Origin of the sequence: Dysgonomonas sp. Shenzhen-Wh21 (genome assembly GCF_043392705.1) — a bacterium.
In the GTDB taxonomy this organism is placed as follows: Bacteria; Bacteroidota; Bacteroidia; order Bacteroidales; family Dysgonomonadaceae; genus Dysgonomonas.
The window spans coordinates 1-14,445 of the sequence record NZ_JAIXHZ010000224.1; the positions used below are offsets into that span (position 1 = coordinate 1).

Annotated in this window: 14 protein-coding genes, 1 tRNA gene and 1 pseudogene; 4 read left to right on the plus strand and 12 right to left on the minus strand. The window is 36.9% G+C overall.

What is annotated here, in order from left to right:
- Window positions 1-78: 78 nt before the first annotated feature.
- From LDB17_RS14830 to LDB17_RS14885, 12 genes and pseudogenes are all read right to left on the minus strand, one after another.
- Window positions 79-1,557 carry a phospholipase D-like domain-containing protein gene (locus LDB17_RS14830; RefSeq protein ID WP_252639625.1) on the minus strand — a complete coding sequence of 493 codons (1,479 nt, stop codon included), beginning with the start codon at window positions 1,555-1,557 and terminating at the stop codon, window positions 79-81.
- 3 nt (window positions 1,558-1,560) lie between these two features.
- Window positions 1,561-1,764 carry a helix-turn-helix domain-containing protein gene (locus tag LDB17_RS14835; RefSeq protein WP_252639623.1) on the minus strand — a complete coding sequence of 68 codons (204 nt, stop codon included), beginning with the start codon at window positions 1,762-1,764 and terminating at the stop codon, window positions 1,561-1,563.
- Between the two features lie 158 nt (window positions 1,765-1,922).
- A complete protein-coding gene (locus LDB17_RS14840; protein WP_252639621.1) occupies window positions 1,923-2,705 on the minus strand; it encodes a hypothetical protein in 783 nt (260 codons plus the stop codon).
- Entirely contained in the window at window positions 2,648-2,977 is a 330-nt protein-coding gene (locus LDB17_RS14845; RefSeq protein ID WP_252639620.1) for a hypothetical protein, read from the minus strand. Before LDB17_RS14845 ends, LDB17_RS14840 begins: the two co-directional genes overlap by 58 nt.
- 6 nt (window positions 2,978-2,983) lie before the next feature.
- Window positions 2,984-3,139: pseudogene (locus tag LDB17_RS14850) on the minus strand (phage integrase SAM-like domain-containing protein); the annotation flags it as partial.
- Between the two features lie 21 nt (window positions 3,140-3,160).
- Complete coding sequence (locus LDB17_RS14855; RefSeq protein WP_289781719.1) at window positions 3,161-3,541, minus strand: Arm DNA-binding domain-containing protein; 381 nt, start codon at window positions 3,539-3,541, stop codon at window positions 3,161-3,163.
- Window positions 3,542-3,752: 211 nt separating this feature from the next.
- Window positions 3,753-4,853 carry a site-specific integrase gene (locus LDB17_RS14860; protein WP_289781718.1) on the minus strand — a complete coding sequence of 367 codons (1,101 nt, stop codon included), beginning with the start codon at window positions 4,851-4,853 and terminating at the stop codon, window positions 3,753-3,755.
- 2 nt (window positions 4,854-4,855) lie between these two features.
- Window positions 4,856-5,782: a helix-turn-helix domain-containing protein gene (locus tag LDB17_RS14865; protein WP_252639616.1), complete on the minus strand. Its 927-nt coding sequence runs from the start codon at window positions 5,780-5,782 to the stop codon at window positions 4,856-4,858.
- Window positions 5,783-6,038: 256 nt separating this feature from the next.
- Window positions 6,039-7,430 (minus strand): tRNA uridine-5-carboxymethylaminomethyl(34) synthesis GTPase MnmE, encoded by a 1,392-nt coding sequence (gene mnmE / locus LDB17_RS14870; RefSeq protein ID WP_252639614.1) that lies wholly within the window; start codon window positions 7,428-7,430, stop codon window positions 6,039-6,041.
- Between the two features lie 259 nt (window positions 7,431-7,689).
- The gene (locus LDB17_RS14875; protein ID WP_252639613.1) at window positions 7,690-8,466 is read right to left on the minus strand and encodes a carboxypeptidase-like regulatory domain-containing protein; all 777 of its coding nucleotides are present in this window, start codon (window positions 8,464-8,466) and stop codon (window positions 7,690-7,692) included.
- Between the two features lie 117 nt (window positions 8,467-8,583).
- Window positions 8,584-10,479: an amidophosphoribosyltransferase gene (locus LDB17_RS14880; protein WP_252639612.1), complete on the minus strand. Its 1,896-nt coding sequence runs from the start codon at window positions 10,477-10,479 to the stop codon at window positions 8,584-8,586.
- Window positions 10,480-10,650: 171 nt separating this feature from the next.
- Window positions 10,651-12,414: a DNA polymerase III subunit gamma/tau gene (locus LDB17_RS14885; protein ID WP_252639609.1), complete on the minus strand. Its 1,764-nt coding sequence runs from the start codon at window positions 12,412-12,414 to the stop codon at window positions 10,651-10,653.
- Between the two features lie 104 nt (window positions 12,415-12,518).
- On the opposite strand from LDB17_RS14885, the gene LDB17_RS14890 reads away from it, so the two are divergent.
- The 4 genes from LDB17_RS14890 (at window position 12,519) to LDB17_RS14905 (ending at window position 14,422) form a co-directional block, all read left to right on the plus strand.
- The gene (locus tag LDB17_RS14890; RefSeq protein ID WP_291030553.1) at window positions 12,519-12,746 is read left to right on the plus strand and encodes a CDGSH iron-sulfur domain-containing protein; all 228 of its coding nucleotides are present in this window, start codon (window positions 12,519-12,521) and stop codon (window positions 12,744-12,746) included.
- A 133-nt stretch (window positions 12,747-12,879) separates the two neighbouring features.
- Window positions 12,880-12,961: transfer RNA gene (locus LDB17_RS14895), tRNA-Leu, on the plus strand.
- A 143-nt stretch (window positions 12,962-13,104) separates the two neighbouring features.
- Entirely contained in the window at window positions 13,105-13,443 is a 339-nt protein-coding gene (locus tag LDB17_RS14900) for a hypothetical protein (protein WP_252639725.1), read from the plus strand.
- Between the two features lie 58 nt (window positions 13,444-13,501).
- On the plus strand, window positions 13,502-14,422 hold the full coding sequence (locus LDB17_RS14905) for a transposase (protein WP_283686679.1): 921 nt from the start codon (window positions 13,502-13,504) through the stop codon (window positions 14,420-14,422).
- Window positions 14,423-14,445 lie beyond the last annotated feature (23 nt).

Consider the following 14,445-nt stretch of genomic DNA (forward strand, 5'->3'; position numbering starts at 1 on the left):
CAAGTAAAGCTAAAATAAAAATGACCCCGTCGACCAGGATATTTTAGGGGTAATAATAAAGTTTTTTCAGGGGTCAATTTAGACTTGGCAAAAGGGGTCAATCTGAACTGGATTTTCCATTGTTCTTCTAACCGTAATTTGAGAAATGACTTTTTCACGAATTTTATTGTACAACTCACGGATTTTTTCGACATTGGGCTCGTCTTCTCGCATCACATCTTTATATTCCCGAATGATAGGACCAAAGAACGATTGGAGATTAGTAACAGGAAGCGTACTTCTTCTTGCATCTTGGAACAATAATAATTGATAATAGAGATCCTGCGGTCTATTGTTAAGCGGAGTAGCTGAAATTAATATAACCTTTTTATTTTTCCCTGTCACTAATCCTTCGCCATTTCGTGGAGCTTTGCAAATACGTTGCAACAGTCCGAAAGCTTGCGAAGTATGATTTCTATATTTGTGTGCCTCATCAACCAATATCAAATCATAGTCTTCTTTAGCCCAATAATTCATATCCTCCCCATTGACTATTTTCTCCAAACGTCCATTAGTAACGAATTTGGTATGTCTGTCAATTCCAAACATTCTAAATGTGGATTTCCAGTTTTTTTCCAATGCAGGTGGGTAAACTACCAATATTTTGGTATTTAAAGATCCGTTAGCAATCAGAAACCGCTTAGCAATCATAGAAGCGATAATAGTCTTTCCGAGACCAACAACATCAGCTAAAAAGAAACCGTTATGATCCATTAACATCTGAAATCCCTGATTAACGGCATCTACCTGATAACTTAGTTTTTTATAACTCTTGGGCAAATCCCCAACTGTGTCAGGGTCATAATCAATATTGTTCCCAAAATATTCGATTAATAATTTAAGATAAATTTCAAATGGAGTAAAGACTTGCCCGATATGTGTTTTCTTCTTATACTCTAAGATATCAGCAGGCAAAATACTTGTTGATTGTTGCCAAAGTTTTTGAAACTCTATTTTGGTAAATTCAACATCATCAAAATCCTTTAGTGCAATATTCAATTCGTAATTTGGAGACTTTTTAATACCCAAACCAGCTTCCGTAAGATTAGAAGATCCCATAATCACCCAACCGTCTGAATGTTGGGAATGAAGTTCAGGTAGGAACAAATAGAACTTCGCATGAATAGCTTTAGAATTATGCGCTCGTACTTCTATTCTACCATCGATAATATCTTGGATAAACTGTAAAATACCTTCTTCTACTTCTTTGGAATATTTCGCTTCCTTCAAATCCTGTATAAACCAATTTAAAAATTCCTCTTTCGTCTTTTGTTCATCTCCGAAGTATAACAGACCTCTTTTCTGAGCATCTGCAAACATCTGATCTACATTTATACCAACCAATATTTTTATATCCTTGATATTATTTAAATAAGACTGTAATGCAAAATATCCTGAAGAACGAAAATAACCTACTACCGCATGAAAGGCAAATACATCTTTCATATTTTCAAGTATGCCTTTAAATTTATGAAAAACTGTATTTTCTTCTGTATTTGTAAAAAATTTTGTACTCATCAATCAATTATTTCCCTCTTTAATTTCAATTAATAACTCTTTTACTGGAACATCCAATATCTTTGCAATGTCGTATAGTACCTCTAAGCGAGGTTGCTGTCTATTCTGCACATAGCCATTAACGATGTTATAGCTTTTACCAAGTTGCTCTGCAAGCCACGTCTGTTTAATACCTTTTTGTTCCAATATCTCTTTGATTCTATTCATAGTTAAGTCATTATAAATAGTTTACATCTTTTTAAAACAAAAGCTGTAAAAGTTGCAATATACTGTATTTTGATGTAATAAAACACTGTTTTAGGATGTAAATTTAGTTTAAAAACATTTTGGAGAGTGTTTTTAAACTTATTATTCTGCTTTAAAAATTAGGCATAGCTATTACAACCTCTTGCTTTTTTCTTTTTATTCATTTGGTTGACAAACTGTTCTTCCTCGTAATCCTCGCCCTGTGCATCGGGTAGCAGGCTGAACACACTTAAATCAAAATTAGACGAATGTTCCTGTGAGAGAAACTTAAAGGGGTCTTTTGTTGATAGGTTATCCCATTCATTTGTTTTGGTAATAGGATTGTCATGTATTTTCAATTCGGGTTTATTTCCGTTATTCCACCAATCATTGAACACGTTTGCAGACAGGTTTCTGTCCAACTGTGAACCGTTCCAAGCACTTCGGCTTTCGTGATCAATAAAGGTTATACCGTAAATTCGTCTTTCATTATTACGCCTTACAAGCATATTAATTCCTTGTTCAGTCAATTGCTTCTTAAATTCGGATTCGTTCTTTGTTGTGTGTATAGCCAATTCAATGGTATTTTTTAGTACAGACTTCGCAGTATTGGTTTTCATTTTCTCTTTTGACTGCTCAAAGTGTTTTTGAAGCTGTGCAACGCCTGCATCTTTTCCAAATAGTGATGCCTTGAACGGATTGCTTACCTTGTTTCCATTCTCGTCCAATGCCACATACACCAATCCGTTTACGGGCTGTCCGTTCTGCTCTCCTTTAACTTCTTCAGCTGTAATGTTGAAAAGTAACAGCAAAGCATTGTAGCTACCCATAGATGAAAAGCTGTAATACTTTCGCTGATGCCATACTATCGAAGCAATCTGACTTTTGACGTCGCCGTTTTCTTTCTTCGAACGATAATCCATTGATTGCCGTCAAAGAAATCTTGGATGTTGCTGTTTTTAAGCCCTTTCATATCTGAATGGGAAAGTCCTATTGAACAACTGAAAACAAACAAATCTTTAACCAATTCGTCTTTCTTTTTCTCGCAGTTGAATGTTACGAGCTGTTCCAATTCATTCCGTAGCAGATAACCTCTGTCTTTGTCCTTTTTAGTGTTCTTATACTCACTGAACGGATTGAAAGCAAGATGCTTTCTGCTCATTGCCAATCGGAAAAATGCGGTTAATCCAATCATATACAACTAAATAGCATTGTGTATCAAGCTTTTGTAATCACGCAGGTAATAATAAAAGTCCTGTACAAAATCAGCTGTAAGGTCGTTGAACGATAAGTCAGAATAACCGTATTTTGTCAGTGCAAAATTTCGCAGGTGCTTTAAAAGTGTTTTGTACTTACTGCGTGTACCATTTACCCGAAGTCAGTTATTGACCTTTTTCTCATAGTCAGATAGGAACTGTTCGTAAAATTTGAAAAAGGTAAGTTCTCCACTTTCCATACCGAAAAAGGCATTTTTATGTTTAGTACTGTTTACCGCTCCCTCATTCTTTAGGACTTTGAAATAGCATTCCTCAATACCCAAACGGATTTTATCAAGCTTGCCGTTCACATCTTGGGCTTCTCGGCTTTTTCCTAAAACCCTGCCGTACTTCAAATTCCAATTTGATGCAGAAATATCCAGCTTGGTACTGAATGCAGACTGTTTACCGTTTACGGTAATCCTGCACATAACTGTAACTTTTCCGTTTTTCTTCTCACAATTCTTAATGATAAAATTAAACCTATGTGAGCTACGGAACAATATGAAAAACTATGTAGATGACTTAAATACAGCGATTAAAAAAAGATTATTGCTAATGCTTGACAGTAACGTTTTAGTAACCGTACTTTTGCTAATCGTTGCTTTTTCTGCTTTTATAACATTACCAAAAAAATAAAAAGAAACGATTGTAAATCATTTATTTACAATCGTTTTACCTATTATTAATCTTTGATGTATTTTTACTGAAAATTTATTTTAAACTTATCTTATTAGCAGACTCCCTTTTCTTGGCATTTACCAGATCAGCATAGATCTGGGTTGTCGAAACATTTTTATGTGTAAGCATCTTACTGACAGTATATATGTCTGTGCCTAAAGCTACCTGCAAGGTAGCAAAAGTATGGCGAAAGCAATGAAATGTAATGTGTTTTGTTATTCCGGCACTGGCTACCCAATCCTTTAGAGGTTGTTGAGTCATAGCCTTTGTCAACCCTTTGAATACTTTACCTTTCCCTCTTTCTCCACATAATTCTAACGCTTCATCGCTAATGGGTAAGGTCGTTTCTGTTTCTGTCTTCTCGGTTCTTAGTCTCATGCAATAACCTCCATCAGAAGCAGGAAGTATTTCTTGCCAATCCAATTTTAGCACATCGCTTATCCGTAAGCCTGTCATGCATGAGAAGATAGATGCTGATTTCAACACAGGGAAGTCGCAAGGTGTATTCGCGAGCGCTTTCAATTCATCCAATGTCAAGTATTCTTTCTTTACATCTGTAGTGTCGATTGAGTCCAGATATTCATTGAGATTCTCTCTGAAGAATTTTTCTTTATATGCAATCTTCAATAAGGCTCTGAATGTAGAGAAATACCCTGATGCTGAATTTTGAGATATACGAAGATCTTTATGTTTCAATTGCTTTGCATCCATCAGATAATCTCGAAAGCGGTTACACAAGTCTACGTTTATATCACCAAAGGTACATTTGCCTTTGACAAAATTATAAAAGTGCTGATATACCTTCATCCACTTCTGGTCTTTCTTTTCGGCTTTCAGTTTGTAATAAGCAAGAAAGTCAGCTTTCTTTTTATTCTTATCTAGAAAACCGTATTCCTCGTTGATAATTGCTTGCACTCTCATGCTGCGGATAACTTCGGCTTTCATCAGCATTTCATTATTGTACTCCTTTTCAATTTCGTTTCTAGGTTTGGCATAGATATAAATACCTAAATACTCACGCCGTATCATTTTCATTGAATATGGATCACGAATAGCAGGATAGAAATCCAGATAAAGACTCTCTCTAGCTCCTGTTATAGGTCGTCGTCGAAGTGCGACTTTGCTTATACCCATAGTTATAAGATTATTTGAGGGTTGAATAACTTATCTAAGTCGGGCTTTGATATTTTCACATATCTACCTTCTTTTATCTTTGGTACATTATGATACTTCACATAGTGATATAAAGCGTCACGAGTGAGATTGTATTTTTTCATGGCTTCTTCTGTAGTATAATATTCGGCTTCCTGAGACTGCTCATAACCTTTGGCTATATCAAAGTCTTTCTTAGAATACAGAACTTTACGACCTTCTTTCTTTCGTGGGATATTCTGCTCAGATACAAAACTATATATGGCTGCCGTAGATAGATGATATTTCTCTTGAATGTCTTCTACTGAATACCATTCTTTTATATACTGACTTTCGTTAAAACCTTTCTTTTCAAAATATTTATCGATATGCTCTTTACTGAAATATGATTTACCTCTGATTAGAGTTTTAGGGATATTATTTTCTCTGGCAATCTTATATAGCCACGATTCTTTGATGTTGAATCTTCCTTTAATATCGGCTACAGTATACAGTTCGGTTAAAGGATTAGGCTCTTTAGTTGGTTTGGCTTTAGGTTGGTATTCTTCTGTATCATTAAACATAGCATCAATATCGGAGCGACGAATAAAAGTTTTACCTTTTGTTTGTATTGCTTTAAGTTTGCCTTCCTGTAAATAGCGATAAGCTGTAGTACGCCCAATGCTTAAGAGAAAGGAAGCTTCCTTGACTGACAAAAACTCTTTATCTTTTATTTTTTCATACTCATCACTCAATCGTTCAATTTCTTTCATGGTAGAGTAATTAATACCTACCATCTTAAATTGTCTTTTGCCTTGTTTATACGCCTTGGAGTTGCATTTATGTGAACAATAACGTGTAGTCGTTTTCTGTGCTATGAAAGTTTTTCCACAACATTCACATATCTTAGAAATTTCCATCTTACTACTCATAATTTCTCCTTTATTTCTCCCTGTTTTTGTTCCATGATGTTTCACTGTGTTCCGTGGTGTTCTAATTATACATAATCTATGAACAAAAACTGAGCCGTTTATATATTTTTACAAAAACGGTACAATTGAGACATAAAAACTGCCACAATATCCATTATCATCAATATTCAAAGGTAGAAATAGAAAATAAAAAGTCGCTATAAAATAGCGACTTAATGATTAATTATAATTATAATCTATAAAATCTGATTAGTTATCATTTGCCGATACAGAACTTACTAAAAATATTACCCAATATCTCATCGGTAGAAATTTGACCCGTAATTTCGCCCAGATAATACATACATTCACGAATATCTTGCGACAGAAAATCTCCCGATATTTTTAGTTCTAACCCCTCAGAGACACGTTTTATTGCAGTCAATGCATTTTGGAGAGCCTCATAGTGACGAACATTCGTAACAATAATATCCTGTTCACTAATTTCGGGGATATTTGCCGTTTTTACTAATAAGTCCTCGAGCTGATTAGTCCCTTGCTCATATTTAGCCGAGATGAAAACCCGTTCAGGAATTTTATCTAATAGAAGCTTTTCTTTTTCTGCTTTCCTTTCTGCAGAAATAATATCAACCTTATTGAAAACAAGAACCAATTTTCTATCGCCAACTACAGGTAGTATTTTTTGAGACAACTCCTCAATATGCTCATTTATAGTTTCACAATCCGCGACCCACAAAACAATATTCGCTTGTTCTATCTTCTTAAATGTACGCTCAATGCCAAGGCTTTCTATCTCGTCATGAGTATCCCGTATTCCGGCAGTATCAATAAGTCTGAAGGTCAGTCCTTGTATATTAATCGTATCCTCAATAACATCCCTCGTTGTACCATGAATATCGGATACAATTGCTTTTTCCTCATGCAAAAGAAGGTTAAGTAAGGTAGACTTCCCGGCATTTGTTTCGCCTATAATTGCAACCGGAATACCGGATTTAACGGCATTACCTATACTAAAAGAATCTGCCAGTTTCTTTATATGCGATTCTATCTGATGTGCTGCTTCTTTTAGGTGGTCTCTATTTGCGAATTCAACATCTTCTTCCGAAAAGTCTAGTTCAAGCTCTATCAAAGATGTAAAATTCAACAGTTCAGTCCGCAATTTAATCAGCTTATTGCTAAAACCTCCACGCATCTGATTCATTGCCAAGCGATGTGTTGCGGCTGAAGATGATGCTATTAAGTCCGCCACCGATTCAGCCTGAGACAAATCCATCTTACCATTTAAAAAAGCTCGTTGAGTAAACTCCCCTGGTTGAGCCAAAGACGCACCTTTCGATATAAGCAGCTGTAATATATTTTGTTGAATATAAATAGAACCATGGCAGGATATCTCTATTATATCTTCGCCGGTAAACGAATGTGGATTTCGGAATACACTAACCAGTACGTCATCTAACACCACATTCTCTTTGATGATAGATCCGAAATGAACTGTATACGCTTTTGCTTCTGCAAGTTTTTTCGCCTTAAAGGATTTAAAAACAGCGTCAACTAATTCTATACATCCATTTCCCGACAGACGTATAATGGCTATTCCTCCTATACCTGCAGGTGTAGATATAGCTGCTATTATATTGTTTTCTTTCATAATCAATTATTAATACGAATCAGCAATATGTTAAGTCCTAAAAAGTGACAAAGGTGACAAAAGTAACATGTTTTACATTCTTTTTACTGTAACCTTTCTGCTTGCAAAGCTCGGTTTTCAGTATCACCTTAAATAGATAAAATTATACAGATCAAATAACTATTGCAAATTAATAAAACAAAGATATTAAATTGTTGGTTGGTTCTGAAATTATCCGACTTTCAAGAACATAATAAATTGATTATGAAATATAGCTTCCTCAGTTTTTCGGGGTTTCCTCGTAATTCTTTACTTCATAGAAATATACATTCTCACCCATCTCATTATGCTCCAGATTTTCTCCCACTACTCTTATTATACGATACGATTTATCTGATTTTTCTTTGGGTAACTCTGTCTGGATAATATAAGCACCCATACTGGGATTGTCTTTTCCTACATATTCCTGCACACGCTGTACAGAGTTGATCACAGCCTCTTTATCATCAATATATACCTTCACCCTGAAAAATTCAGGTTTAACTGATACATCCATTTCTTTTTCTGCCTTAGCTTTATTTAGCTGCAATTCTTTAGAGTATGTAAGTAGTTTTCCCACACTCATAGGACGTGTGTATATAAAGAGGCCATTATACCCACCCTCGACTTTGAGTGCGTTTGTGCCATAAAGCTCCAGACGGTGATAACGAGGATTTATCGTCAGATCTCTATCTGCGATTACATTCCATGCCCAAAACTCAAGACGTTTGTCGTCGTCCGCCACTGCATCTCTTCGAGGATACTCTTTGGGGCGAAGTGCATAAAAAGACTTATATTTCCCTTTCTTTACATTTTCCAAAGAGTAATAGCCGTCTTTATCTGAATACGTTTGATAAGCAGGTGAAAAATCCGAATAATTAAGCCCTATCCAGCAACTGTCGATAGGATTTCCGTCGAAATCTGTAACCCGTCCTGATATTGTTACAAATTCTTGAGAATAAATGTTGCTGATACCTACTACGAATAAAATTAACAGAAATAGCCGAATCCTTTTCATATTATATATTTAATGGTTTACATCTTTTATAATAAGACTATTCTAAGAGTGACATGGTTACATGAAAAGTGAATAAAAAAAGAGCTGATATAAAATCAGCTCTCTTATATATTACCCTTAATAAGAGCGGTTATTTTTTCCTTCTATATAATTCAAGAAAGCGGTGTTTACCATTCTGTTTCCACCCGGAGTCGGATAATTTCCCGAAAAATACCAGTCTCCCTTGTGATTAGGTGTCGCTTTATGAAGGTTTTCAATGCTTTGGAAAACAATTTCTATTTCGGCCTTTGTTCCTTTTGGTGTTAGCATTTCAGCCATCTTTTTCGAAATATCTTCGTCCGTAAAAGGAGCATAAATTTCTTTCACATAGTTTACTATTTCCTCTTTTGGCTTATCCTTCTGAGCCAAAGATTTACGATACACTTCATCTATCACCGATTGCATTCCTCTTTCTTTCAGCAATTCGATGGCAGCCCTGAATGCAGCAAATTCATTCATTCTCGACATATCGATACCATAACAGTCAGGATAACGTATCTGAGGAGAAGAAGATACGATAACGATTTTCTTCGGATGAATACGATCGAGTATTTTTATTATACTCTGTTTCAGCGTAGTACCTCTCACTATACTATCATCGATAACAACCAGATTATCTTCATACGGCTTTACCGAATCATAAGTAACATCATACACGTGTGCAGCCAAGTCGTCGCGGCTCTTATCTTGTGCAATAAAGGTTCTTAGCTTTATATCTTTTATCACAACTTTTTCGGTACGAACCCGCATAGATAGAATTTTTTGCAATTCCTCTTCGGTGATAGATGCCCCTTTTTCTTTTATCTTTCTAAGTTTAACATCATTCATATGTTTATTGAATGCGTCGGTCATCCCGAAGAAAGCAACTTCTGCCGTATTGGGAATAAAAGAAAATACGGTATGTTGAATATCCGAATCTATAGCTTTCAGAATTTGAGGCAAAAGAAGTTTCCCCAATTTCTTGCGTTCGTTATATATATCAGAATCTGATCCTCGCGAAAAGTAAATGCGTTCGAATGAGCACGGAGAAACATTTCTAGGCTCTTGTATCTGAGAAAACATAACTGTCCCATCTTTCTTTACGATAATGGCCTGCCCCGGGTTTAACTCTTTTATATCGGCAACATCAAGTCCTAGAGCTGTCTGTATAACAGGTCTTTCTGATGCAACAATAACAATCTCGTCGTCGTTGTAATAAAAAGCCGGACGAATACCCGAAGGATCTCTGTAAACAAATCCATCGCCACATCCGATAAGCCCTCCTATAGTATAACCTCCATCCCATTTCTCACTTGCCTTGTTGAGCATAAAATGGATATCAAGATTTTTCTCTATCAGTGTGTTCAGCTCCTCTCCTTTTGCACCGGTACTCTTGTTATATTTATCAAACTGATATTGAACCTCTCTGTCTAGGTAATGACCAACCGATTCGAGAAGTACAAATGTATCTGTATAGTCGCGAGGATGTTGACCTTGTGCCAACAACTCAGCAAACAATTCATCTACATTTGTCATATTGAAATTGCCGGCTAAAGCCAAGTTTCTTGACCGCCAGTTGTTACGACGCATAAATGGATGGACGTATGATATTCCGCTTTTTCCGGTAGTGCTATAACGCAAATGCCCTAAAAACAATTCTCCGGCAAAGGGGAGATATTTACTGGCATACTCAGCATCATTGAGTTTATCTTCCGATATTTTTTCATAGTTCTGATAAACGTTTGTGAAAATCTCTGAGATGGCACTTGATCCCACTGCTCTTTCTCTGAATATAAATTCATTACCGGGAGGTGACTCTAACTTTACAACAGCCAAGCCTGCGCCCTCTTGACCTCGATTGTGTTGTTTTTCCATTAGCAGATAGAGTTTATTCAACCCATATTGCCATGTACCATATTTTTGTTGGTAATATTCGAGCGGTTTTAATAAGCGTATCATGACGATACCGCATTCATGCTTTAATGGCTCTGTCATAAAAAGATCTCCTTTGTTGGAATTGTGAGAATAATTTTTTTTGAGGCTACAAAGATAGCACGATTTTTCCTCTCGTCCTAGAAATATATTTATTTTAAACCTTCGAGGTTTTTATCTAAAATTTTTATTTTGTTCTACCTTCTCAGGATAACTCTTTTTGTGATTTTCTCATCAGGATAACTCCAGGCCAAACTCATCTTTCAACCTTCGCAAACTTTCGTTTTCTTCCATCATCAGATTAAACTTCTCGGCAGGCGTGAAAGCCAATTTTTTCTCATTATTTTCACTTATCCTAACCTCCATCCTCAGATGAGTATTACGAAGTTGTGCTCGCAGCCTTGACAATATATCCATCTGATATTCAAGAAGACGTTGTTCTTGAACGGGATTATTTACAATCACCTCAAACACTGTATTGGCAGTAAGATTAGGGAGGCAATTGAGCATTGTATTTCTCAGATGGAGCTCTTCGGTCAAGCTCTCAGCATATGCCTTCCATTCATTGATGAGTTGGAGTGGAGTAAATCTGTCGTTAAGGACTTCTATCGTTATATCAGCTTTTGTTGTTTCTTCGTCTTTTTTCTTTCCGAACGCTGAAATAGAAACACCAAAACCTCCGGCATTCGGTGTTGTTTTAGCGGGCTCTACACTGACTGTTGGTTCTTTGGCTGCTACAGAAGGTGTTACCCTTTGCTGAATGGGAGGTTGTTGAGCAGGTTGCGGGCTCTGCGCCGCGGGCCTCTGATTTGTAGCCGGTGTAGCCGCTTGCACAGGTTGTTCCTGCTTTGAGAAGATCGGATCAATTACCTGCTTTTTTTTTTGATCTTCAATTCCTACTTGAGGTGAAGATAATTGGCAAAGCCTAATTATTGTCAAGTCGGAGAGTAATCGCTTATTTCGGCTATATTTATAATTAAGGTCACTTTCGTTGACCAACTCGATGGCTTTATACAAAAATTCGTTGGTGCACTTCTTAGCTGTTTCTATGTAGCGATCTCTGATGGAAGCCCCTACTTCAAACAGTTCTGCGGTCTTTGCATCTTTGCAGAGCAATAAATCCCTAAAGTGCGAGGCAATACCTGTTATCACATTATTACCATCAAAGCCTTTGCTAAGGATCTCATTCAGGATCAACAAACCCTCTACTACGTTGTTGGTTAAAATAGAATCTGTCAATCGGAAATAATATTCATAATCCAGAACATTCAGATTCTCGATAACAGCCTTGTACGTTACATTACCTCCTGTAAAACTTACTACCTGATCGAAGATAGACAAGGCATCACGCATCCCTCCGTCTGCCTTTTGAGCCAAAACATTCAAGGCTTCAGGCTCGGCCTGTACATGCTCCTGATCGGCCACATACTGAAGGTGCTCTACTGTATCTTTGATTGTAATACGGCTGAAATCGTATATCTGGCAACGAGAAAGTATTGTTGGCAGTATTTTATGCTTTTCGGTTGTAGCCAGAATAAAAATAGCATGGTGAGGCGGCTCTTCCAATGTTTTCAGGAAAGCGTTGAATGCAGCCTGTGAAAGCATGTGCACCTCATCTATTATATATACCTTATATTTTCCTATCTGCGGAGGGATGCGCACTTGCTCGATCAAAGATCGTATATCGTCTACCGAGTTGTTGGACGCAGCATCCAATTCGTGTATATTGAAAGACCGCTGTTCGTTAAAGGCAACGCACGATTCGCACCGGTTACAAGTTTCGCCATCGGGAGTTGGAGATAGGCAATTTATCGTTTTCGCAAAAATACGGGCACATGTTGTTTTACCAACACCTCTAGGTCCACAAAAAAGATATGCATGAGCCAGCTTGCCCGACATTATCGCATTCTTTAGTGTAGTGGTTAATGCCCTTTGCCCCACAACCGAGTTGAAAGTCATAGGACGGTATTTCCTTGCCGAAACTATATAATTATCCATTCTTGATTTTTCTTCTTTGGTATCACAAAGCTATGAAAAAAAATGGAAAGATAAAATGTAAAAGAAAGCGAGATGGTGACCTTTTTAGCATCTAAAATGTTATATTGATATCAACGTTTTTAAAACTATCATCTATTATGGAAAAGAATGAAACATTATTGAAAATCAAAGTGATTCCTAATGCGCCGCTATTGGTGGAAGGAACTGTAGAACTAATTTTAGCAGACGGAACCTCAGTGATTAAAGACAAACCGCATCTTTGCCGTTGTGGCGGATCGCAAAACAAACCGTATTGTGACGGTACACATGCTAAAATTGGCTTTAAAGGCTAATTTATAAGAATTTATTTACGGGATAAGAGCATCTAAATTAAAATATTAGTTTAAATGCCCTTATTTTTTTATGATTAAGTGTTGGATGAAACACATTTTATTATATCTTTGTACCCGCTAACGCAAATTAGCCGCGGATGTGGCGTAATTGGTAGCCGCGCCAGACTTAGGATCTGGTGCCGAGAGGCGTGGGGGTTCGAGTCCCTTCATCCGCACTGGAAGATCTTCCAAAACAAAGCAAAACTCTGAAAATCAGGCGATTTTCAGAGTTTTTTTATTCCCTGAAATTTGGTCAAAAAGCAAAAAAATGGCTCTTTCCTAAAAGTTGTGGAGATATAATTTTTCCTAACTTTGTTTAATGGAAAGTGGCTATGAATTATTATTACCCGAAGGTTTGTTGGACTACTTTGAAGTAGTTGAAGTTGAGACATTCGAAAAAGTTATCATCCTTCATCTGGATGAAAATGTTTTGTCCTTGGAAGAAAACAAGGATAATCAATTTATTTCCAAAGGCTTTTATCCCCCTACCGATATTCACGATTTTCCTCTTCGCGGTAAGAGTTTAATTCTTCGAGTACGTCGTCGTCGCTGGCAGGATAAACACTCGGGGCATCCCTATATGCGAGAATGGTCTACAGTAGCCGGCGGCACCCATTTAACAGCGGAGTTCGCTGCTTTTTTAAAAGCATTATCTTGATAGCGAACCCGTCAACTGTTCTACCTTAGGTAAGTTCTTTAATATCAATGGTAAAAAGTTGGAAGAGTGGTATCGTTGCCATTTATCTGGTTTTCATGATTGGATAGAGCGAGAACATGCCGATAAATACTTGATTTTTCCTGATAATATTGGCACACATTTAAGTATTGATGAAACCTGTTTAAGCTATGATGAACTTTATACTATCGTCACCAACAAATCCGCCAAAGGACGTAAAGGAGCTATTGTGGCTATTATTAAAGGTACATCAGCAGAAACAGTCATTACTCATCTGCAAAAGATCTCCTTATCCAAACGACAGCAAGTCAAAGAAATCACCCTGGATATGGCTGCCAATATGGAACTTATAGCCAAGCGATGTTTCCCAAAAGCCAGCCTGGTTACAGATAGGTTCCATGTACAAAAGCTAGCTATCGAAGCCTTACAGGATATGCGTATCGCTTATCGTTGGCAAGCACTTGAGGGTGAAAATAAAGAAATGGAATTGGCTAAAGAAACGGGGAAATCTTATAAACCGGAAGTTCTTGAAAATGGTGATACCCATAAACAACTGCTTGTGCGTAGCCGATATCTGTTATTCAAGAATGAGAATAAGTGGACCCCCAATCAACATCTTAGAGCTGATACTTTGTTCAAATATTATCCTAATCTGGAAACTGCTTATAGGTTAACAATGCATCTGAAAGGCATTTACGAAAAAACAAAAGATAAAACTGCTGCTTTGACTCGATTAGCCAGATGGTATGAACAAGTAGAACAATCCGGATTTAAAACTTTTGCAACAGTAAAAAGAAGTATAGCCGCTCACTACAGAACAATACTGAATTACTTTGACAATCGTTCAACGAATGCTTCTGCGGAATCTTTCAATGCCAAGATTAAAGCATTTAGAGCTACGCTCAGAGGAGTAAAGCATATACCCTATTTTTTATTTAGATTAACGAATATTTATGCCTAGTCCACAACTTTTAGGGAAGAGCC

What these genes read in the sequence shown, in the direction of transcription:
- LDB17_RS14830 (WP_252639625.1), bottom strand. Translation starts at nt 1,557, where the DNA reads ATGAGTACAAAATTTTTTACAAATACAGAAGAAAATACAGTTTTTCAT.
- LDB17_RS14835 (WP_252639623.1), bottom strand. Translation starts at nt 1,764, where the DNA reads ATGAATAGAATCAAAGAGATATTGGAACAAAAAGGTATTAAACAGACG.
- LDB17_RS14840 (WP_252639621.1), bottom strand. Translation starts at nt 2,705, where the DNA reads ATGGATTATCGTTCGAAGAAAGAAAACGGCGACGTCAAAAGTCAGATT.
- LDB17_RS14845 (WP_252639620.1), bottom strand. Translation starts at nt 2,977, where the DNA reads ATGATTGGATTAACCGCATTTTTCCGATTGGCAATGAGCAGAAAGCAT.
- LDB17_RS14860 (WP_289781718.1), bottom strand. Translation starts at nt 4,853, where the DNA reads ATGGGTATAAGCAAAGTCGCACTTCGACGACGACCTATAACAGGAGCT.
- LDB17_RS14865 (WP_252639616.1), bottom strand. Translation starts at nt 5,782, where the DNA reads ATGAGTAGTAAGATGGAAATTTCTAAGATATGTGAATGTTGTGGAAAA.
- mnmE (WP_252639614.1), bottom strand. Translation starts at nt 7,430, where the DNA reads ATGAAAGAAAACAATATAATAGCAGCTATATCTACACCTGCAGGTATA.
- LDB17_RS14875 (WP_252639613.1), bottom strand. Translation starts at nt 8,466, where the DNA reads ATGAAAAGGATTCGGCTATTTCTGTTAATTTTATTCGTAGTAGGTATC.
- LDB17_RS14880 (WP_252639612.1), bottom strand. Translation starts at nt 10,479, where the DNA reads ATGACAGAGCCATTAAAGCATGAATGCGGTATCGTCATGATACGCTTA.
- LDB17_RS14885 (WP_252639609.1), bottom strand. Translation starts at nt 12,414, where the DNA reads ATGGATAATTATATAGTTTCGGCAAGGAAATACCGTCCTATGACTTTC.
- LDB17_RS14900 (WP_252639725.1), top strand. Translation starts at nt 13,105, where the DNA reads ATGGAAAGTGGCTATGAATTATTATTACCCGAAGGTTTGTTGGACTAC.